The organism is Natrialba chahannaoensis JCM 10990 (assembly GCF_000337135.1).
GTDB classification, from domain to species: domain Archaea; phylum Halobacteriota; class Halobacteria; order Halobacteriales; family Natrialbaceae; genus Natrialba; species Natrialba chahannaoensis.
This window is the reverse complement of record NZ_AOIN01000035.1, coordinates 50,775-70,251: the sequence shown is the minus strand read 5'-3', so window position 1 is coordinate 70,251 and position 19,477 is coordinate 50,775. Positions and strand designations below refer to the sequence as shown.

20 protein-coding genes are annotated in these 19,477 nt (G+C 62.0%); 5 read left to right on the top strand and 15 right to left on the bottom strand.

The window, feature by feature from the left end; translation table 11 throughout:
• Positions 1-58: 58 nt before the first annotated feature.
• The 7 genes from sufU to pspAB all read right to left on the bottom strand — a co-directional run bounded on the left by sufU (position 59) and on the right by pspAB (position 6,579).
• Positions 59-490, bottom strand: a complete 432-nt coding sequence (sufU, locus tag C482_RS04555; RefSeq protein WP_006166300.1) for a Fe-S cluster assembly sulfur transfer protein SufU — start codon at positions 488-490, stop codon at positions 59-61.
• Between the two features lie 212 nt (positions 491-702).
• The gene (locus C482_RS04550; protein ID WP_006166299.1) at positions 703-963 is read right to left on the bottom strand and encodes a hypothetical protein; all 261 of its coding nucleotides are present in this window, start codon (positions 961-963) and stop codon (positions 703-705) included.
• Between the two features lie 103 nt (positions 964-1,066).
• Positions 1,067-1,705, bottom strand: coding sequence for an HD domain-containing protein (locus C482_RS04545; protein ID WP_006166298.1), 639 nt, complete (start codon positions 1,703-1,705; stop codon positions 1,067-1,069).
• Positions 1,706-1,779: 74 nt separating this feature from the next.
• Complete coding sequence (locus tag C482_RS04540) at positions 1,780-2,673, bottom strand: ABC transporter substrate-binding protein (RefSeq protein WP_006166297.1); 894 nt, start codon at positions 2,671-2,673, stop codon at positions 1,780-1,782.
• Positions 2,674-2,686: 13 nt separating this feature from the next.
• Positions 2,687-3,850: a PGF-CTERM-anchored ABC transporter substrate-binding protein gene (locus tag C482_RS04535; RefSeq protein ID WP_006166296.1), complete on the bottom strand. Its 1,164-nt coding sequence runs from the start codon at positions 3,848-3,850 to the stop codon at positions 2,687-2,689.
• Positions 3,851-4,068: 218 nt separating this feature from the next.
• Positions 4,069-5,313 (bottom strand): aminotransferase class V-fold PLP-dependent enzyme, encoded by a 1,245-nt coding sequence (locus C482_RS04530; RefSeq protein WP_006166295.1) that lies wholly within the window; start codon positions 5,311-5,313, stop codon positions 4,069-4,071.
• Between the two features lie 660 nt (positions 5,314-5,973).
• Positions 5,974-6,579, bottom strand: a complete 606-nt coding sequence (pspAB, locus tag C482_RS04525) for a PspA-associated protein PspAB (RefSeq protein WP_006166294.1) — start codon at positions 6,577-6,579, stop codon at positions 5,974-5,976.
• 256 nt (positions 6,580-6,835) lie between these two features.
• Between pspAB and C482_RS04520 the strand changes: the two genes are divergently transcribed.
• A complete protein-coding gene (locus C482_RS04520) occupies positions 6,836-7,531 on the top strand; it encodes a hypothetical protein (protein ID WP_049896488.1) in 696 nt (231 codons plus the stop codon).
• 102 nt (positions 7,532-7,633) lie between these two features.
• Positions 7,634-9,487, top strand: a complete 1,854-nt coding sequence (locus C482_RS04515; protein ID WP_006166292.1) for an acyl-CoA dehydrogenase family protein — start codon at positions 7,634-7,636, stop codon at positions 9,485-9,487.
• 52 nt (positions 9,488-9,539) lie between these two features.
• On the opposite strand, the gene hjc is transcribed toward C482_RS04515, so the two are convergent.
• Both hjc and C482_RS04505 read right to left on the bottom strand, forming a co-directional pair.
• Positions 9,540-10,061: a Holliday junction resolvase Hjc gene (gene hjc / locus C482_RS04510; protein ID WP_006166291.1), complete on the bottom strand. Its 522-nt coding sequence runs from the start codon at positions 10,059-10,061 to the stop codon at positions 9,540-9,542.
• An 86-nt stretch (positions 10,062-10,147) separates the two neighbouring features.
• On the bottom strand, positions 10,148-10,972 hold the full coding sequence (locus C482_RS04505; RefSeq protein ID WP_006166290.1) for a CPBP family intramembrane glutamic endopeptidase: 825 nt from the start codon (positions 10,970-10,972) through the stop codon (positions 10,148-10,150).
• A 187-nt stretch (positions 10,973-11,159) separates the two neighbouring features.
• On the opposite strand from C482_RS04505, the gene C482_RS04500 reads away from it, so the two are divergent.
• Positions 11,160-11,828 carry a CDGSH iron-sulfur domain-containing protein gene (locus tag C482_RS04500; RefSeq protein ID WP_006166289.1) on the top strand — a complete coding sequence of 223 codons (669 nt, stop codon included), beginning with the start codon at positions 11,160-11,162 and terminating at the stop codon, positions 11,826-11,828.
• 44 nt (positions 11,829-11,872) lie between these two features.
• Entirely contained in the window at positions 11,873-12,214 is a 342-nt protein-coding gene (locus C482_RS04495; RefSeq protein WP_006166288.1) for a DsrE family protein, read from the top strand.
• A gap of 15 nt (positions 12,215-12,229) precedes the next feature.
• On the opposite strand, the gene C482_RS22090 is transcribed toward C482_RS04495, so the two are convergent.
• Positions 12,230-12,631, bottom strand: coding sequence for an isochorismatase family protein (locus tag C482_RS22090; protein WP_206537132.1), 402 nt, complete (start codon positions 12,629-12,631; stop codon positions 12,230-12,232).
• Positions 12,628-12,861: a cysteine hydrolase family protein gene (locus C482_RS22085; RefSeq protein WP_206537131.1), complete on the bottom strand. Its 234-nt coding sequence runs from the start codon at positions 12,859-12,861 to the stop codon at positions 12,628-12,630. Before C482_RS22085 ends, C482_RS22090 begins: the two co-directional genes overlap by 4 nt.
• Before the next feature lie 339 nt (positions 12,862-13,200).
• Between C482_RS22085 and C482_RS04485 the strand changes: the two genes are divergently transcribed.
• Positions 13,201-14,250 (top strand): enolase-like domain-containing protein, encoded by a 1,050-nt coding sequence (locus C482_RS04485; protein WP_006166287.1) that lies wholly within the window; start codon positions 13,201-13,203, stop codon positions 14,248-14,250.
• Between the two features lie 188 nt (positions 14,251-14,438).
• On the opposite strand, the gene C482_RS04480 is transcribed toward C482_RS04485, so the two are convergent.
• From C482_RS04480 to C482_RS04465, 4 genes are all read right to left on the bottom strand, one after another.
• Positions 14,439-15,287 (bottom strand): hypothetical protein, encoded by an 849-nt coding sequence (locus C482_RS04480; protein WP_049896487.1) that lies wholly within the window; start codon positions 15,285-15,287, stop codon positions 14,439-14,441.
• A 175-nt stretch (positions 15,288-15,462) separates the two neighbouring features.
• Entirely contained in the window at positions 15,463-16,746 is a 1,284-nt protein-coding gene (locus tag C482_RS04475; RefSeq protein WP_006166285.1) for an adenosylhomocysteinase, read from the bottom strand.
• A gap of 383 nt (positions 16,747-17,129) precedes the next feature.
• On the bottom strand, positions 17,130-17,912 hold the full coding sequence (locus C482_RS04470) for a hypothetical protein (protein ID WP_241431883.1): 783 nt from the start codon (positions 17,910-17,912) through the stop codon (positions 17,130-17,132).
• A gap of 153 nt (positions 17,913-18,065) precedes the next feature.
• Complete coding sequence (locus tag C482_RS04465; protein WP_006166283.1) at positions 18,066-19,364, bottom strand: amidohydrolase; 1,299 nt, start codon at positions 19,362-19,364, stop codon at positions 18,066-18,068.
• Positions 19,365-19,477: the final 113 nt, after the last annotated feature.

Below are 19,477 nucleotides of genomic sequence, written 5' to 3'. Positions count from 1 at the left end.
GCCACAGTCACAACCATAACCGCAACCACAACCACCGCCCGAGGTCACTCCCAGCTACTTACTCGTCGTCCTCGGTTGTCGTCTTCTCCACGTCGAGTTCGCCCTGGTAAATCTCCGCTCCATCCTGGGCGACCTTCTCCGCAAGCACCGCACACTTGACCCGCATCGGGGAAATGTCGACACCGAGCATGTCGATCACGTCGTCGCGGTCCATCTCCAGGAGTTCGTCGACGGTCTTTCCGCGGAGCTCACTCGAGAGCATGCTGGCGGAGGCCTGGCTGATCGCACAGCCATCGCCGGAGAAGGCGACGCGTTCGATCGTCTCCTCGTCGCCGTCCTCGTCGAGTTTGACATCCATCCGAATCTCGTCGCCACACATCGGGTTCTCGCCGATGTGAGTGAACGTTGGATCCTCGAGTTGCCCGTAGTTGCGCGGGTTCTTGTAGTGGTCGAGGATCTGCTGTCGGTACATATCCGAGCCCAGTCCCATTGGTGGATATGGGTATGCCAGTTATCTGTAAAAGGGTTCCGGGGTGTGAGAGTGGAGCTCTGATTTTCTTGCGTGCTCCTGTTCTCGTAGTTCCATTGGTCTGTGTTTCTGTACGTTCGTGGTTCCGTATACTCGGGAACCATTACGGGAATGAAGCTGCGAAGAACAGCGCTGACTGCGTTAAAAACGGTTGCTGATCGGAAGCGATACCGCTACGTCGGCCCCTGGTCGCCGCCGTCGCGGACCGGCGGGTTGAGATAGCAGGCATCGACGATGGCGAGGCCGCCGACAAGCGCGGCGACAGCCAGCATCGGGGGCGTCGAAACGCTCGTGACGGTCGCCACGATCAGTGCAACCACGAACGCGACCGGGATAACGCCGAGCGTGAAATCGTACCGGTCGGCCGCGGCGAGAATGTCGACCAGGGCATCGAACGGGTCCTGTTGTGGACTGCCGATGAGTTTCTCGTACATGTGTTCTCACCTCGACAGAGGATGTAACATCGCCCAAATCAAAAACGCTGTGCCAGTTGACTGACGTGCTGAACAGTCACCGAGAGAAACGGAACACGACTCGTCAGCGCTCGCCGACAGCCTCGGCCTCGAACCGGCTGGCGAACTCGCGAACGAACTGTGCGCGTTCGGCGGCGAGGGCGCTCGCAACGTCGGTATACATCCGGTCGGGGAGGTCAAGGATTTTCTTGTGGAGATGGTTATACTGACTCACGCCGGCCGGCGTGTCGTCGTCCGCGACCGGTACCGCCGGATCGTACATCGGCGAGTCAATGGTGGTACCGTGGGCGAAAACACGACCGATGCCGACCGCACCGAGCGCATCGAGGTTGTCCGCGTCAGAGACGATTCTGGCCTCGACGGTCTCCGGTTCGATGTCGTTCGAGTACTGATGGGCACAGAGACAGTGAGAGACCGCCGAGATCGTTTCATCAGCCACACCGAGTTCGCGGAGGATCTCGCTGCCCTCTCGTGCGCCCCACATCGCGTGACAGTCGATCTCGCCGCGGTCCTCGCGCTGGCGACCGATATCGTGGAGGGCGACCGCAAGGTGGACAATTTGTTCGTCGATCTCAGCCGAGTTGGGGTGGCGGTCGACGAGCGTCTCCGCGAGCGCGTCGACGCGCTCGACGTGATGCCAGTCGTGGGCCGGTGGCGCGTCCTCGAAGTACGGTCTGGCGCGACTCCGAACTTCCTCGAGCATAGCCCATCCGTTTTCAGAAGCGGGCGATAAGTGCTCCGCTCCGCGGTGGGTTCACGAATACAACCCAATCGGACTCAGAGCCGAACCACGTCCGCCGGTGGCTCCCCGAACTCATCGGGGTGACAGAGCGTCGCCAATCGCTCCGCAGCGTCGACCAGCCGCGGCGTCCACCGCGTCAGATACGCGCCACCGTCGAGGATAAACACCCGATCCTCGCGAACCGCCGTCAGCTCCTCCCAGCCCGGTCGATCCGACAGCTCACCGAACTGCTCGCGCGTACGCTCCGCGTCGAATCCGCAGGGAGCCACCACCAGCACCTCCGGATCGTACTCGAGTACCGTCTCCCATTCGACCGGTGCCGAGCGCTCGCCCGGCTCACTCAGTTCATACTCGCCGCCTGCGAGCTCGACTATATCCGGCACCCAGGTGCTGGCAGGCCGCACGGGATCCATCCACTCGAGTACCGCCGTTCGCGGGCGGGGTGCTGCTGGCACCCGCTCCTCGAGTGCTACGATTCGCTCTCGCAGGTCGGCAACGAGCTCGTCCGCACGGGCCTCGGTTCCGGTGGCCGCGCCGACATCGTGGACGCACTCGAGTACGTCCTTGAGTCGGCTGGCGTCGAGTGCGAGGACCTCGGGGTCGGCGTCGAGGTCGGCGAGTGTTTCGTCGACGAGTACGTCGTCGACCGCGCAGACACCGCAGACGCCCTGGGTGACGATCAGGTCGGGGTCGGCGTCGTCAATGGCCTCGGCATCCATTTGGTAGAGGTGGCCGTTCGCGGTTGCAGCGCGGACCTGGTCGTGGCGGTCGGCGCTGGCCTCGGCGTCGACTTTCGAGACATCGATCGTCGGCAGGTCGGCGGCCTCGGGTGGATGATCGCAGGCGTGGGAGACTGCGACGGGTTCGACGCCGAGGGCGTACAGAATCTCCGTCGAGGACGGCGACGTTGAGATGACGTTCTGACTCATACGAGAAGTCTTCTCACGGGTTCCTATCACCGTGACGGATCACAGCGAGTGAGCCAAGCAGGGCGAGGAGTGCAGCGCTGGCGGAAACAATGCCGAATCCGGGGAGACCGTCCGAGTCGTCGGTGGAGTCGGAGTCGGAGTCGGAATCAGAACCGGAATCAGAGTCAGCTTGGGACTCGTCGTCAGCGTCCGTCTCGGATTCTGTTTCGGCGTCAGCAACCGCTTCAGCGTACGCCTCCGGGTGGAACGCCTCGGCCATCGCCGTCACCGCGTGGACGACGCGCGGCCCAGGCCGGTTCAGGTGGTTGGTTTTGATCGTCACCGTCTGGTTGGTCTCGACGGCGGTCGTAGACTCGTAGGCCGGCGCGTCCGGCACCTCGGGCGAGTTCGTGTTCAGGACCAACCACTCGGGGTCCTGTTCGACGATCATCTCGTCGGTCGGCTGCTGGTACTCCGCGATGCCCGCCTCTGCGGCGACGTTCGTTCCACCTGCCGCTTCGATCAGTTCGTGGATAAACGTCTCCTCGCCAGCCGTGAAGCCGAAGAAGGTGTAGAGCACGTCCGGACGCTCCTCGCCCTCGAGTGCGTCCTCGACGATAGCGAGTTCCTCGTCCATCCAGTCGACGGTCTCGGCAGCGCCATCACACTCGCCGACGAGCGAGCCGATGGTGTGTGTGCGGTCGCGAACGTCATCGATCGACGTCGCGGAATCGAAGTAGTAGACGGTCACACCGGCCCCACGGAGTGTTTCGACGTCCTCCTCGGTGACGTAGTTGGAGCTCGGCGCGAGCACAAGGTCGGGGTCGAGGTCGATGATAATCTCGTGTTCGATCGTCTCGGACTCCGTCGAGATGCTCGTACGGTCCTCCGCACCCTCCAGATTCTCGGCGTGCTGTGTCGTCCCGACGACCTGGTCTTCGGCACCAATCTCCCACATCGTCTGGGCCGCGCTCGGGTTGATCGTGACGACCGACTCGGGTCGCTCCTCAAGTTCGATCTCGGTGCCAGTGTCGTCCGTCACAGTCAGCGGGAACGAGCATGTCAGATTCGATTTGTCAGCTGTCGGTGCTGATCCCACTCCAGCCACACCGGTCGTTCCGGCCGCCGCCAGCGGACTCACAAACCCGATCATAACGAGCACTGCGATGCCCACAACGCCAATTCGTCGAATGTGCATACCAGTACCGTCGCCACCAGTCAAAGATATATGTGGCTATTGCAATCAGCGTTGTATTCCGTGTTGACACGCCTGCGATCGGCGAGGACTGCAGGCGGCGGTCGACAGCTACCACGCTGGGGAGACTCGGTACTCGAGTAGAAGTCCGTGGAAAAAGCCACGTGTGCCGGCCGGAGAATCGGTACGCAAACAGGTAGCAGAGGACGAGACGTAACGCGTTACGCGAACAGCTGCCGTGCGTCATCGAGCGCGGCGACCAACTTGTCGACCTCATCACGCGTGTTGTAGACGTAGAACGAGGCGCGCGTCGAGGCCGGCACACCGAGTTTGTCGTGCAGCGGCTGCGTACAGTGGTCACCGGCGCGGACCGCGATCGTGTGGTCGTTCATGATCGAGGTCAGGTCGTGGGCGTGGACGCCCTCGAGGTTGAAGCTGACCAGACCACCGCGGTCAGGACCGCCTTCGGGGCCGTAGATTTCGACGTCCTCCTCGGCTTCGAGTCGATCGTAGGCGTAGGCCGCGAGTTCCTCCTCGTGAGTTTCGATTCGGTCCATGCCGATTGCTTCGAGCCAGTCGACTGCCGCGTGGAGGCCGACAGCTTCGGCGATCGGTGGCGTACCCGGTTCGAACTTCCAGGGGAGCTCACCCCAGGTGGAGTCCTCGAATGTGACCTTTCGGATCATGCCGCCGCCGTAGAGGTAGGGGTTCAGGTCCTCGAGGAGGTTCTGTTTCCCGTAGAGCACGCCGATACCGGTGGGGCCGGCCATCTTGTGGCCCGAGAAGGCGTAGAAGTCGGCGTCGATCTCCGTCACGTCGACGGGGCGATTTGGGACGGCCTGTGCGCCGTCGATAAAGGAGAGCGCGCCGTGTTCGTGGGCGAGGTCGGTCAGTTCGGAGACGGGGTTGACGGTGCCGAGCGTGTTCGAGACGTGAACCGCCGAGACGATGGCGGTGTCGTCGTCGATGAGTTCGGCAGCGTGGTCCATGTCGAGTCGGCCGGTCTCGTCGACGCGGATGTACTCAACGCTGGCACCGGTCCGTTTGGCGATCTGCTGCCAGGTGACCAGCGAGGCGTGGTGTTCCATCTCCGTGAGGACGACCGTATCCTCGGGGCCGAGTTCGGCCAGCCCCCAGGAGTAGGCGAGCAGGTTCTCGCCCTCGGTGGTGTTCTTGGTGAAGATGATCTCCTCGCGGCCGTCGGCGTTGATGAACTCTGCCACGCGGTCGTGAGCGACCTCGTAGGCTTCCGAGGCTTCCTGGCTCAGGTGGTGGATTCCACGGTGGACGTTGGCGTTCGACTCACGGTAGTAGTCGCTCATGGCATCGACGACCGGGTCCGGCGTCTGGGTCGTCGCTGCGTTGTCGAGGTAGACGACCTGCTGGCCGTCGAACTCGCGCTGGAGAATCGGGAACTCCTCGCGAATTGCCTCGACGTCGATCGCGTCGGCCTGCTGGTGACTCATTGGCGTCTAGGAAGTCCTCGATGCAAAACACTCCTTCGGTCCGGTTCGGGTCCCCATCTCACAGGACACAACAGCAACTATAGTAGCCACTGCAAGTCACTGCACACCTGATCGCACGGCGGCAGCGCGGTTCGGAGCGAGTGAACTGAGCGAGAACCGCGAACNCTGCACACCTGATCGCACGGCGGCAGCGCGGTTCGGAGCGAGTGAACTGAGCGAGAACCGCGAACGTGCGATCAGTGTGTAACTAGTTGTAGTTGGTACTATAGAGCAGTTCAGCTTCGACCGGCCGTGAGCCAGCGTACGCATATTGCTGGGGCTGTTCAATACGTGTGCGTCGAAGGAATGGGGGTCGAAAGGAAGTGGGATGCGGCAGGCGACGAACTGTGTATGGCGCAGTTCGGATGATGTGGTGTAGGGGATGATGTGGCGGCCTGCCGTATCTGTTCCTAGCGGTGGTAACTCCATATCCGTGTTGCCAAATATATTTGGTAGCCACGAGACTGGACTCAGTCTCGGCTCAATCTCAACGTATTCTCGGCTTATTCTCAACCCACTCCTTCACTCCTCCCTCACTCCTCCCTCACTTCGCGCTCACTTCCGGCTCACACCCCGCACACACCCCGCTCACACCACACTCACACCACACTCACACCACGCTCACTCCCAGGGATGCGTCCCTCGCTGACTCGGCCACAGCGGATACCAGTACTCCTTCTCGCGCTCGATCTCTAGCTCGCCGTCGAGGGCAGCCTCAAGTTTGAACTCCGCACTCGAGTCCCGCTCTCGACCAGACCGTGGCGCGAATGGGTAGTAGGCACCGCGGCGGAACGAATAGATCCAGTAGGCCGGCCCGCCCCGGTTTTCGTAGGCGAAGACCGCGGCGAGTAGCCGTGAGCCGTAACCACGTTCGATGAACGTGTCCGCGGCGAAGTGCATGCTCGTGATCAGGTCCTCCGGATCGCTGTCCTCGAGGACAACCCAGTGGTAACCGTGGTCGTCGTCGGTGACGGTGAACTCGGTGCCGGTGTCTTCCTGTCCGGCTTCGAGGATCGACTCGACTTCGGCGACCGCGTCGCGGAAGCTGTGGGAGTCGACGCCGGAGAAACAGAGCGCGCCGATATCGAGTGATTGGTACCCTAACTCCGCCTCCATCGTCAGATAGGCGGTGCTCATCCCGAAGAGGTCCTCGGGGTCGGCGTCGCGTCTGGCGTCAGTCTCGGCGCGCAGGCCGAGCGCGGCACGGAGTCCGTCCAGCAGTCCCATATCGGGGAGAACGGAGCCATCCTCTTAGAACTCACCTATTGTGGACCAGGAGTGAGCATCACGCTGTAATCGAACCGGTTCGTCACCACATCATGATCGGACTGCTTCGAGCGCATCGAGACTGTCACACAACCCGACGGTCAACCCACACCAGTAGTCAAGAATTCCGAGGGACAGGGCCGTTATGCCCCTCCAGCACGTATCTCTGATGAATAGTTACCCGACCAGTTCCGCGACAGTCTCACCCGACGCACCCATGAAAACAATAGCGTCACCGAAAGCACCGCTACCAGTACAGACACCGAACCAGCTCGAGGAGCGATCGCGACGGGCGCGGACTGAACCAATGTCAGTCCTCCCGCTCGGCGACGGCCTCTACGAGGTCGAATCCGCAAGCGACCACACCTACCTCGTCGACCTCGTCGCGGGCCGGTGTACCTGCCCGGACCACATCTTCCGTAACGTCCGCTGCAAGCACAGCCGCCGCGTCGCCATCGAGATCACCGACGGCCGCACCCCGCCACCGGGACAGCTTGCCGTAGAGTGCCGGAACACTGACTGCCACGAGTCGGTTTTCGTCGACGAGGAGGATGATGGCAGTAGCACCGGCGACGAGGAGTCCGGACAGCCCGTCTACTGCGAGGCACACACGCTCTGGCCGGGCGACACAGTGGTCGACCGCGAGACGAGCGACCGGCTCACCGTCGTCGACGTGTCGGACCTGCGGGCGGACGCGGTCCGGATTGATGCGGCGGACTGCACCGTCGCGGAGTACGGCACGAACTCGGCATACGACCCCGACGTACCCGTCGTCGGCGTCGTCTACCCGCACGCAACCGTGCGGCCGAACGGCGTCGTCTACCCGCACGCAACCGTGCGGCCGAACGGCGTCGTCCCCAACTCGCTTCGGGTGTACGTCTTCCCGCGGACGCGACTCGAGAAGCGCGCCTGAGACGCCGTCCGAGCACACGTTCTGGACCGAACGGAAACAGTACCCAACCGAGAAACTGTTTCGTTACTCCCGTTTTATTGAGATACGGTAACAATTACGTACATGGACACGGACGCCGGAATCGACTACGGCACGTTTGAGGACGGCCGGCACGTCAACTACTGGGAACTCGATCAGACGCTCCAGCGCGAGCTTCGGCGCGGCTACACCGACGACGAGTTCGACTGGGCCGAATCGCGACTCTCGGCGTTCGGCGAAACCGTTGGTAACACCATCGCGGACAACGCCGACGACATCGACGGCCACGGTCCCGAACTCGAGCCCTACGACAAGTACGGCGAGGTACAGAACTGGGTTCGATATCCGGAGGCACAGTACGAGAACGAACGCCTCACCTACGAACAGGGCATCGTCGCGGATTCCTTCGAAGCGCCGCCAGGTCGCGACGAACCGATGCCGCTCTCGCACAACCTCGCGATGCAGTACCTGCTCTCCTACTCGGACCCGGGCTTCGACTGCCCAGTTGCGATGACCGCCGGCGCAGCGCTCGTCCTCGAGAAGTTCGGTCGCGAGGACGACGTGCTGTGTGAGTACTACGATGCCCTCACGAACCGCGACTACGAAGACCTGATCGAGGGCGCGATGTTCCTTACCGAAAAGCAAGGCGGCAGCGACGTCGGCTCGAACGAGACCCGCGCCGAGTGGGACGAGAGCGCAGGCTACTGGCGACTCACCGGCGAAAAGTGGTTCTGTTCGAACATCGACGCCGAAGGAACGCTCGCGCTCGCCCGAACCGAGGACGCGCCGGCGGGAACCGCGGGCCTCTCGATGTTCCTTGTCCCGCACGCAGATCCCGACGACACAGACGGAGACGGACCCTACACCAAGGGAGAGCGGCAAGAAGACGGGCCGCTCGCACCTGCGGAAACCAACGACCAGTTCTATCGTCGGCTCAAGGACAAACTCGGGACGATTTCGGTCCCCACCGGCGAGGTCGAGTTCACCGGCGCGAAGGCGTACCTCGTCGGCGAGGAAGAACACGGCTTCCGGCAGATGGCCGAGATGCTCAACCTCGAACGCCTCTCGAACGCGGCCGCCTCCTGTGGCATCATCGGCCGTGTCCTCCTCGAGAGCAAAATCTACGCCGCGAACCGCGAGGCCTTCGGCGAGACTATCGACCAGTACCCACTCATGCGCGCGGATCTCGTCGACATGGCCGTCACCCACGAGGCCGCGACGACGTACACCTTCGAGGCAGCACGCCTGCTCTCGGAGCGTGAACGGGCAGCAAGAGCCGGCGAAACGGCAGATGACGCCTACCGGCTCATGCGGCTACTGATCCCCATCGCCAAGGCCCGCACCGCCCGCATGGCCGTCGACACCGCCTCCTACGGGATGGAGATCCACGGCGGCAACGGCTACGTGAACGATTTTGTCACCAACCGCCTGCTCCGAGACGCGCAGGTCCTCCCGATCTGGGAGGGGACCGAGAACATCCTCTCGTTAGACGTCCTTCGGGCGCTCGAACGCGAGGACGCTCACGAACCGCTGCAGGCCGCAATCAGCGAGCGACTCGAGTACATCTCACATCCAGCGTTGGCAGACGCCGCCGCGACGGTCGAAGCCGAGTTCCACGACCTGATGGGGGCGCTCGCGACGCTCGCCGGTGAGGACACCGAGTACGCGCAACTGTCCGCAAAGCGCCTTGCACACTACGTCTTCGACGTTTTCACTGCTGCGTTGTTGCTCGAGCGCGCACAGCGCAACCTGGAGGAGGATGAGAACGGTCGACTGGTACTCGTCGCAAACCGGTTCGTCTCGCGGGAACTTGCGGACCGAGCTGCGCGTGGGATCACGAGCGGGGGTCGATTCGCACTCGAGGCGTACGATTCGATCGTCCGCTACGGGCCAGTCAGCACCGACGAGGTGCACGGAATTGTGACGGACTCAACATAAGCGGACGGGACAGCACGCAGCAAACGGGAGTCGGGGTGTGAAAATACAGACGCTACTCGAGTGTCCGCGCTGCTTCCTCGACGTCCATCACGCCCTGTTCGACTGCGTTGAGTACCCGGAGAATGCCTTCATCGGGACCGTCGTCGTCTGTATCACCGAGTTCATCCAGCGTGACCTTCTCGGAGGCACCGACGAACTCCGCGAAGTCGGTGCCGTCGGCGAGTGCGGTTTCCTTCTTTACGCGGTAGTTGCCGCCGTCGGTGACGTGCAGGTCTGCGGGGTGAAAGAAGTACCAGTCCTCGCGGTCGAACCGGACACCGATGCGGGGTTTCGCGCCGAAGTTCTGTGCGAAGTAGATGAGCGCCTCGACCTCCTCGCCAGTGAGATAGATCGGGTCGCCAGCGCTTGATTTGGCTTCGATCGCGTAGAACTGCTCGCCGTCGCCGGCGAGTACGTCGGGGAGTTCGCGTTCGGTCGCCGAGCCGCTTGCGGGCGCGCGCATCACCGCGAAGCCGGCCTCGTCGAGTTCGTTGACGAGTTCACGTTCGCGGCGGTCGCCCTTCGCCTGAGACATACGGGTAGTTCGTCGAGGGGTGGTAATAAACCGGGCGAAGCGCCAGCCCGGAGCGCTACAAAAGTGGTCAGGGGCTGGCCGTGACGTTACAGTGGAAGCGCAGCAACGAGTCCGCCACCGAGCGCCATCGCCATTTCGAGTTCCTCCGGTGCGAACCGAAGCACGAGATAGAGGATCGCGAACTGGATCGCGTTGAACGCAGCGTGGGCGGCCGTCGGGACGAGCAGGTTGTCGGTCCGCGCGTAGAGGTAGCCGAAGATCAGCGAGCCACCGAAGACGACAGCGAGCGAGACGCCGATCGCGCCGAGTGGGGCAAACGATCCATCGGCTGCCAGCGCGTAGGCCGGGATGTGAACCAGCGCGAAGATTGCGCTGGTGACAACGACCGCACCGATCCGGGAGAAGCCGGCGTACAGCCGCTTCTGGATTACGTTCCGGAAGAGGAACTCCTCCGCAGGTGCGTTAAATAGGAACACGATGACAATCATGAGCAACACCATGTTCGGATCGTCTCCGATCAGCGTCATCACCTGATTCTCGGAGGACGGCAACTGAAGCGCCGTCGCAACGAGATTGACGACCATCACGAACGCGATGCTGCCAATGATTCCGATACCGACGTAGATCCACCCCTGGCGCGAGGGCCACTCGAGATCGAGCCAGTCCCAGCCTCGACCCGTATAGCGGAGGTACAACCCGCCAACGAGGAAGAAGCCGACGAAGTTCAGGGTGAGGAGGACAAAGATCGCAGCGTTCGAGGCGTCACCCGGCGACTCGAGCAGCGTCGGGTCGAGCAAGAACGCCGGTAACGTCACGAATTCAGCGGCGACTAAGCCGAGGAGTGCGAGGCCGAAACCGACGAGGGTCGACCGGAGCGGCCCGTCCGTCCGTTGCGGTGAGGACGTTTCCATATCGTGGCGATTGGGTCGCTGGCCTCTTGGGCGTTCCTCTCTCGTATTCCGATTGACGTGTTATCAATTGTTGTGCAGACGACGCTGTATCGGTTGAGTTGAAAGAGTGATACGAAAGCACCCCTTAGTTGTTAACATACCCCAAGAATTGTATCCCGTGATTACATTGGTCCCAGTAGAGGACGAAATGGAGGAAGACATTCATCAATACGCCGGCGAGGACATCGTCGTCGAGTACGACGTAAATCGCTGCATTCACGCGAAAGAGTGTGTACACGGACTGCCGGCGGTGTTCGATCCTGACAAGCGACCGTGGATCGAGCCCGGCGAGGCTGCTGTCGAGGAGCTCGCGTCCGTGATCATGGAATGTCCGACCGGTGCGCTGCAGTTCGAGCAACCTGACGCCGAGTACGAGGAACCGGTACCGGAACGAAACACAGTCACGGTCGTTCCGGACGGACCGCTGTACCTCTCAGGCGATGTCGAGATTACCGCTTCCGATGAGACGGTTCTACTTGAGGATACACGAGTTGCACTCTGTCGATGTGGCGCATCCTCGAACAAACCGCTCTGTGACAATAGCCACGAGGAAGCCGAATTTGAAGCATCTGGAACGATCTCGACCGACGAATCGACTGCAGACAATCCTGACGCAGATGGGACCGTACGGGTGACACCGGTACCCGATGGACCACTCCGTGTCGACGGGCGATTCGAAATGCAGGGGCAGGACGGCGGGTCGGAATCGTGCGAGAGTGGCGCGTCACTGTGTCGGTGCGGGAGTTCACAGGGAAAACCAGTATGCGACGGTACGCACGGAAAGATCGGGTTCTCGAGTGACGTGTCTCCCGACTAGTTCGGCAGCGAAAACGCTTACCGGCACCCGTTCAACAGACTGGTATGAAGACCGTATTTCACGTAGCTGATGGAGCGACCGACGTTCAAGACGCAGCGATTCGGTACGCCAACGGTATCTTCGATGACGAGTCCGTGGAGATGGATGCCGTGGCAGTCGTCGTGAACGCCTCCGGGATCGAACTCGTGCAGTCGAACTCCGAGTACGCCGACGAGATCGCCGAGCTATCCGAAGACGCCGTTCAATTCGTCGCGTGTCGAAAATCTATGGAAGCAGCCGGACTGACGGACGATGACATTCTCGAGGCCGTCGAGACCGCACCGACGTCCGTCGGAGAGCTCACACAGCGCCAGGAAGAAGGATACCAGTATATCAAGGTCCCCTGAGCCGCTCCGGGCGTCTTACTCGGAGAGGAAGTCAGCGAATTCGACGGCCATCCCGAAGTCGCCACCGTGGTCGATCGCAATCTGGTGGGCTTGTTCAGCGCCGTCAGCTGCCCAGTCCCGCTGCAGTTCGTAGAGTACTTGAGACCACGTAACTGGGGTCACACCAGCTTCGATCATCCGCTCCATCGCACGTTCGTGATCTGCAGTCGTCTGTCCGCCACTGGCATCTGCGACAACGTAGACGTCGTATCCCACCTCAAGGGCGGAGAGAGCGGCGAAGCAAACGCAAACCTCGGTCCAGAGGCCGGCAATGACCAGCCGGTCACGACCGGTCGCTTCGATAGCGTCGACGAATGCCTCATCTTCCCACGAGTTCATCGTCGTTCGGTCGATCACCTCCTCGTCAGGAAACGTCACCCTGATCTCCTCGAAGAGGGGCCGTTGTACTCCCTACCGATGGTCGTGAGAACAGTCGGGATATCGTACGCGTCGACTGTCTTTGCCAGCCCAGCGACGTTGTTCCGAAGCTTCCCCGTTTCGATGGTATTGACGCCGAGTACCATCTCGGGTTGATGATCGATGAACGTTACTGCGCAGTTCTCGGGCGTGAGTAGCCGATCGCTCGGCGCGGCAGTTACGTTTTCCATGGCAACCGATCTAGGTTCGTTCTCAGCCTGAATAAGTGCTTGCGGGCCAGAACAATATCAGGCAACACCGATATCAGCACCGCAATGGAACCGACTTCCGGCGGCCACAGTGGATTGTCGCCGGTCGCTATCGGTCAAACTCACAGCAGAAACTGTTTTTGCACGGTTGTCTGAGCCTCCGAGTGGGATCAAGCGTGCTCTGGTCGTCGATCGGACGAAAAACGCTGGCTTCTGGCGGCGGTCCTGACTCCGAACTGCTAAGCGGGCGACACGAGTGTTACCAGGTTCACTGCTTGTCACTCTCACTTATTACTGACGTCGGCACAAAGGAAGAGCCACATGTTGTACGAACAGGTCGCCGATCTCGAACTCGAAATCGAGGACTACAAGCTCGAACAGCGCGAACGAGACACATCGAGTGGCTTCACTCGAGCGACGACCATCGTCTCGTTACACGGCGACGGCGAAACCGGCCGTGGCGAGGACGTGACATACGATAACGACGCACACGACACTCTTCGCGCTGCTGCAGCGGACTTTCCCATCACCGGCGAGTACACGCTCGATGAGTTTTCGGACCACGTATCCGAGATCGACTTCTTCCTCGGCAACGAACCGAATCAGTCGATCTTTCGTAACTATCGGCAGTGGGCCTTCGAGAGCGCCGCGCTCGACCTCGCGCTGAGACAGGCCGAGACGAACCTCGCTGACCAGCTTGATCGCACGTACGATTCCGTTCGATTCGTCGTCAGTACGCGCCTGGAAGAGCCACCGACCGGCGACCGAGTACTCGACTGGCTCGACCGTAACCCCGACCTGGAGTTCAAACTCGACCCGACATCCGAGTGGACCGACGATGTCGTCCAGCGGCTGGCGGCAACCGACGCGGTGCAGACCCTCGACCTCAAGGGCCAGTACCACGGCACGACGGTCGATCAACCTGCTGACCCGGCACTTTACGAACGGGTTATCAAGGGCTTTCCTGCGGCACTCATCGAAGATCCAGAATTGAACGACGAGACGCGACCGTTGTTCGAGGGCCATGAAACGCGCGTGACCTGGGATTACCCAATCCGCGGTGTCGAGACGGTCGAAGACCTCCCCTGGGAGCCAGAGTGGCTCAACATCAAGCCGTCCCGGTTCGGCTCGGTGCAGTCACTCTTCGAGACGATCGAGTACTGTCTCAACCACGAGATACAGCTGTTCGGCGGCGGACAGTTCGAACTCGATGTCGGCCGCGAACACCTCCACGCGATCGCATCGCTGTTCTACCCGACCGCCCCGAATGACGTTGCGCCGAAGGCGTACAACGATCCTGACCCCAGCGGCGACCTCCCCTCGAGTCCACTCACACCCCCTGCCGATCCGCAAGGAATTTCCTGGGACTGAGATCGGCAGCCACGAATCTGCTGCAAGAGTGCTCATCGAAGTAGTTTCCATTGTGAATCACCCTACAGAGAAACGTTGGCCCCACACTTCATCTCTCAGGCTGTATCAGGATGGGTGTTCCCAGGCGGCTAGAAACCCCCACATCGGACAGCTGGTTTTCTGTGGGCAGACAACCAGATGAAACCAGATCAGAAACTCGGCCCGAGCGCGTAGACAAAACTGACAACGCCGGCGACACCGAGCACGAGCGCACTCCGGGTTACCCACGGCTCCAAGCGCTCACGTACGGTGTTCACCCGCACCGTCTGGACGTGTTTCACTTGCTTGATTCCAGCTTCGGTGCGATAAGTGAGCACCACCGGCACCGAATACCGTCCCGGCGGCGCATCCGACCGCGTATTGAACTCGAGTATGTAGGCTGGCTCCTCGCGCCGGTTGCCGTCGAGTGGCTTCTGTCGAAGGGTGTGCTCGCTGTCGCCAGCGGCGTCGACATCTGACTGGAACACGGACGAGTCCGGTGACTCTGACGTGGATGAGCGAGCATCAGCATCCGCCTGCGAGCGATCACCGCCGCGACCGGCGGCGTTACGACGAATCGTTCCCGGCTGCTGGAGGTCGAGAACGCCATCGTGGCCGTGAAAGACGCTGAGCGCGTCCGCAGAAACGGTGCCACAACCCGAAACGAACACGCCGAGTTCGATCTGGTCGCCCGGGTTGATCCGTTCACACCTGAGAAAGACATCGAGGTCGGGGTCGTCGAGCGAGCCAGCGCCCTCGATAGCGAGGCTGATCTCGAGTGGCCCGTCCGCGTCGATCTGCGAGCGGGTGAGGAGTGGTCCAATCGAGTACGAGCCAGGGTCCGGTTCCGGCGGGAATGTGTGTGCTGTCGATTCGTCGTCGTTATCGGCAGTTGCAGTGGTTTCACCAGTTTCAGTATCTGCAGCCTTCTCGACAACCTCCTCGGCTACGGACTCCTCGACAGCCTCCGCGGCATCCGACGCGCTCACACCACCGGTTTCGGGCGACGACTCGGGCATTCGATACGTGACGATCACGCCCAACCACTTTCAGCGTGGTGGCCGCTCAAACAGCCGAGCAACCGACTGTTGTACCAGTTCCGTCTCGCCAGGCGTCAACGGTAACCGCCTCTCCGCCGAACGAGCGAAGAGAAAAACAGAGAGAACGATTCGCTGCCAGCAGAACGGGTCTCGCTTATGTCCCGTGGTCCCAGGAGTCCATGTACTCGTGCTGGGTGTCCGTCAGCGAGTCGAACTCGACGCCGTCAGCTGCGAGTTTGATCTCGGCGATCTCCTTGTCAAGTTCGTCGGGCACGTCATGGACGCCAGCGTCGTAGGCGTCGCCGTTGTCGACGAGTTCGCGCACACAGGCCGCCTGCACGCCGAACGACTGGTCCATGACCTCGACTGGGTGGCCGAGCGAGACCGGCGCGGCGAGGTTGACGAGTCGACCCTCGGCGATGACGTTGAGGCGACGACCGTCGTCCATCTCGTAGGCTTCGACGCCGTCACGGGCCTCGTAGCGGTCAGCCGCAAGATCGTCGAGTGCGTCGAGGTCAATCTCAATGTCGAAGTGGCCCGCGTTGGCGAGCAGGACGCCGTCTTGCATCTTCTCGAAGTGCTCCTCAACGATGATATCGCGGTTACCCGTCGTTGTCAGGAAGACATCGCCGACCTCGGCGGCCTCGGCCATTGGCATGACCTCGTAGCCCTCCATGTGGGCCTCGAGTGCACGGCGTGGCTCAACCTCGGTGACGACAACGTTCGCGTTCTGGCCCGCGGCCTTCTTCGCGACGCCCTTGCCACAGTAGCCGTAGCCCGCGACAACGACGGTCTTGCCGGCCCACGAGAGGTTCGTGGTCATCGCAATCGACGCGAGGGAAGACTCACCGGTGCCGTGGACGTTGTCGAACAGACGCTTCATCGGCGTGTCGTTGACTGCGAAGACAGGGTACTCGAGTGCGCCGTCGTCGTCCATCGCGCGCAGACGGTGAACGCCAGTGGTGGTCTCCTCGGCACCGCCGATGATGCCGTCGATGAGTTCGGGGTAGTCCTCGTGGATGGCGGCGACGAGGTCCATGCCGTCGTCGACGGTGATGGTTGGCTCGTGGGCGATGACGGCCTCGATGGCGTCGTAGTACTCCTCGTCGTCGACGCCGCGTTTGGCGTAGCTCGTGATGTTGTCGTGGGCGTCGAGCGCTGCCGAGACGTCGTCGTGGGTTGACAGAGGGTTGCAGCCGGTTACTGCGACCTCAGCACCGCCCTCGGCGAGCGTTTCGACGAGAATCGCCGTTTTCGCTTCGACATGCATCGCCATCGCGATGCGCTCGCCGTCGAACGGTTTGTCGGCGACGAACTCCTCGCGGACGGACTCGAGGATGGGCATGTGTTGGGTTGCCCAGTCCATCTTCCGACGGCCGTCCTCGCGGGCCTCGTCGGCGTCGTCCAGCTGTTCGCTGATCGGCGGATAGTCGCTCATACCTTGACTGAGTGCGACAGGGGCCAAAACCCTACCGAAGCGAGAACGAGGGTTGGACTGGAAGTGGGCTGATCGGAGCCCTCAAGAGCTCGTTCCTGTCAGTGGGTATACGACGGAAAGCAGCGAAAACGAGTTGGAGTCGGGCGCAGTGGTTCGTCGGTGGTGGTAGTGTGGTTGTGCTGCCGTGGATTGCTGTGACGGCAGCGACGATGACCGCTGCGACCGGTCCTGCGCCCGGCGACGGCGAGGGGCGAGTGGTGGATTGGTTGGGGTGCCTCTGAAACACCGTGTAGGTGCCGTCGGCCGGTGGCAGGCTCCGAATGGTGTGGATGGTGGCGTCAGATCGTCAGTCAGTTAGTCAATACTCGGGTGTGGAGCGGGCGTTAGTTGGTACCGTTCCCATTCCCGTTCGCGTGGCCAGGTGGCCCGCCACTCGAGTTAGTGGTGTCGTCGCTGTCGTTGTTGTCGTCATCCTCATCGGCGTCACTGTCGTCGTCAGTGGCTGGGCCAGCGTGTGCTGGTGGGCCCTGGGAACCGCTGTCGGCGTCATCGCCATCGTCGTCGGCCTTGTCAGGGCCAGCGTGTGCCGGTGGGCCCTGACTGCCGTTTTCGTCGTCACCGCCTGGACCCGCGTGGGCTGGCGGACCGGCGTGGTCAGGCGCGTTGCCCGGATTGTTCTCGGTAACAAAACTCGAGACGACGTGTCCAAGCGGTCCGTCAGTCTCGTTCTGGTGTTCTGCAACGAACGCCGAGACGAGCGAGCCGAAGTTGCTGTGTTCGGTCTCCTCCCCGGCCTCGTCGCCGACGAGCGTCTCGGTCGTCGAGACTGACTCGTTGCCAACTGCGGCGGCGAACTCGACCTCGATCGATTCGTTACCTGCGGGGGCATCGAACGTCTGCTCGCCGCTGACGTTCGTGTACGTGCCTGCAGCCGCGTACGACTGGTTCTCATCGACGGGCGTGACGGTCAGGTTCATCTCGTCGACCGCCGTCTCGTTCTCAGTAACGGTGACGGTCACCGACTCGTTTTGCGAGACATCGATCGTGAGGGCCGCATCTGAGTCGTTGGCGGCCGGTTCTGCTGCGATAACCGCGCCTGGGAGGGCGACGACGGACAAGAGCAACAGGGCTGCCATCGTCACTGCGGTAGATTGGTGACTACTCATTGCGAGTCGAGATATTCAGGAAGACACGAATAAACCCCGCCGGCAGTTCTGGGTCGTTCGCAGTATTTTGGACGGCATAAAACCGTCCGAAAATCGTTTATAACGTTTATCGGAACCTCTGAGTGTTCAGGTTTTGTAAGAGTTTGCGACGACTCATGACTCTGCGCGATCGATGAGCGCTGTCGCGTGCTCGTTGGCTCGCTCGCGAACTGCGTCCTCGTCGAGCGTCGTGACCTCGCGGTCGCGCATGAGCACCTGTCCGTCACAGATCGTGTGGCGAACGTCGGCCGCCGCAACTGCGTAGGCGAGATGACTCACCAGATCGTGGGCCGGTGTCAGGTGTGGCTTGTCGAAATCGATCACCGCAAGATCGGCGGGCGCGCCGGCTTCCAGTCGGCCGGTGTCGATACCGATCGCGTCCGCGGTCGCGTGGGTGAGCAGTTCCGAGATCGACTCGGCCGAGACCGCACTCGCGTCCTCGGCTGCGAGTTTGCCAATCATGGCTGCGTCGCGGGCCTCGTCCAGCAGCGACAGGTCGTTGTTCGAGGCCGCACCATCGGTGCCGAGTCCGACCGAAACACCGGCGTCGAGCATCCGTTGAACCGGAGCCATACCGCTTGCCAGCTTCATGTTCGAGGCCGGACAGTGGATGACGCTCGTTCCCGCCTCGGCGAGCAGGCTGATCTCGCTCTCGTCGACGTGGACCCCGTGGGCGACGAAGTCCTCGGATTCAAGCATTCCCTTCTCCGCGGCGTAGGCGAGCGGGCGCATTCCGTGTTCCTCGACGATCGGCGCGACCTCGTCCGCCGTTTCGTTCGCGTGGTAGTGGATCGGCACGCCCGCTTCCCGCGCCTTCGGGACGAACTCGTCTAAGTACTCCTCACCGACCGTGGTCAGCGAGTGAGGCATGAACGCCGTCGAGATGCGGCCGTCCGCCATCCCGTCGAGGTCGCGTGCAACGTCGATGCTCGTCTGAGCATCCTCACGAGCCGCCTCATCGTCCGCTGCGACGGTAACGACACCGTGGCCGAGACGTGCGCGGAGTCCTGCCGTTTCGACTGCATCTGCAATTTCGGGAACGTCAAAATACATGTCCGCAAAGGCGGTGGTTCCCGATTTAATCATCTCGAGAAGGCCCAGTTCCGCGCCGACGTGAACGTCCTCAAGCGTCAGTTCCGCCTCGGCAGGCCAGATATCCTCCTGCAGCCAGGCGTCGAGCGTCTTGTCGTCGGCGTAGCCACGCAGCAGCGTCATCGCAACGTGACAGTGGCCGTTGACGAACCCGGGCGTCACGAGCGCGTTCGCGGCGTCGAGCGTCTCGTCGCCAGCACCCGCGAGGTCGTCGCCGACTTCAAGAATCTCGCCCGCATCCTGGTCGATCAGTACGTCCGCACGCGTCACCGTCGCATCCGGGAGGAGCACCCGCCCGTCTGTGATCGCAAGCGTCGCCATGCCCGACCGTTTCGCGGTCGAGCGTGTTAGGGTGTCGGTTGTCGGTCGCGAGCGGACGGCCAGGTCGCCAGTCTGCGTCACGCTTGCGTCGTGTCCTGCACGGCGAAACTCCA

Bases quoted from the DNA above. Each gene is read 5' to 3' on its own strand.
- sufU (WP_006166300.1), bottom strand. From the start codon at position 490: ATGGGACTGGGCTCGGATATGTACCGACAGCAGATCCTCGACCACTAC.
- C482_RS04550 (WP_006166299.1), bottom strand. From the start codon at position 963: ATGTACGAGAAACTCATCGGCAGTCCACAACAGGACCCGTTCGATGCC.
- C482_RS04545 (WP_006166298.1), bottom strand. From the start codon at position 1,705: ATGCTCGAGGAAGTTCGGAGTCGCGCCAGACCGTACTTCGAGGACGCG.
- C482_RS04540 (WP_006166297.1), bottom strand. From the start codon at position 2,673: ATGAGTCAGAACGTCATCTCAACGTCGCCGTCCTCGACGGAGATTCTG.
- C482_RS04535 (WP_006166296.1), bottom strand. From the start codon at position 3,850: ATGCACATTCGACGAATTGGCGTTGTGGGCATCGCAGTGCTCGTTATG.
- C482_RS04530 (WP_006166295.1), bottom strand. From the start codon at position 5,313: ATGAGTCACCAGCAGGCCGACGCGATCGACGTCGAGGCAATTCGCGAG.
- pspAB (WP_006166294.1), bottom strand. From the start codon at position 6,579: ATGGGACTGCTGGACGGACTCCGTGCCGCGCTCGGCCTGCGCGCCGAG.
- C482_RS04520 (WP_049896488.1), top strand. From the start codon at position 6,836: ATGAAAACAATAGCGTCACCGAAAGCACCGCTACCAGTACAGACACCG.
- C482_RS04515 (WP_006166292.1), top strand. From the start codon at position 7,634: ATGGACACGGACGCCGGAATCGACTACGGCACGTTTGAGGACGGCCGG.
- hjc (WP_006166291.1), bottom strand. From the start codon at position 10,061: ATGTCTCAGGCGAAGGGCGACCGCCGCGAACGTGAACTCGTCAACGAA.
- C482_RS04505 (WP_006166290.1), bottom strand. From the start codon at position 10,972: ATGGAAACGTCCTCACCGCAACGGACGGACGGGCCGCTCCGGTCGACC.
- C482_RS04500 (WP_006166289.1), top strand. From the start codon at position 11,160: ATGGAGGAAGACATTCATCAATACGCCGGCGAGGACATCGTCGTCGAG.
- C482_RS04495 (WP_006166288.1), top strand. From the start codon at position 11,873: ATGAAGACCGTATTTCACGTAGCTGATGGAGCGACCGACGTTCAAGAC.
- C482_RS22085 (WP_206537131.1), bottom strand. From the start codon at position 12,861: ATGGAAAACGTAACTGCCGCGCCGAGCGATCGGCTACTCACGCCCGAG.
- C482_RS04485 (WP_006166287.1), top strand. From the start codon at position 13,201: ATGTTGTACGAACAGGTCGCCGATCTCGAACTCGAAATCGAGGACTAC.
- C482_RS04480 (WP_049896487.1), bottom strand. From the start codon at position 15,287: ATGCCCGAGTCGTCGCCCGAAACCGGTGGTGTGAGCGCGTCGGATGCC.
- C482_RS04475 (WP_006166285.1), bottom strand. From the start codon at position 16,746: ATGAGCGACTATCCGCCGATCAGCGAACAGCTGGACGACGCCGACGAG.
- C482_RS04470 (WP_241431883.1), bottom strand. From the start codon at position 17,912: ATGAGTAGTCACCAATCTACCGCAGTGACGATGGCAGCCCTGTTGCTC.
- C482_RS04465 (WP_006166283.1), bottom strand. From the start codon at position 19,364: ATGGCGACGCTTGCGATCACAGACGGGCGGGTGCTCCTCCCGGATGCG.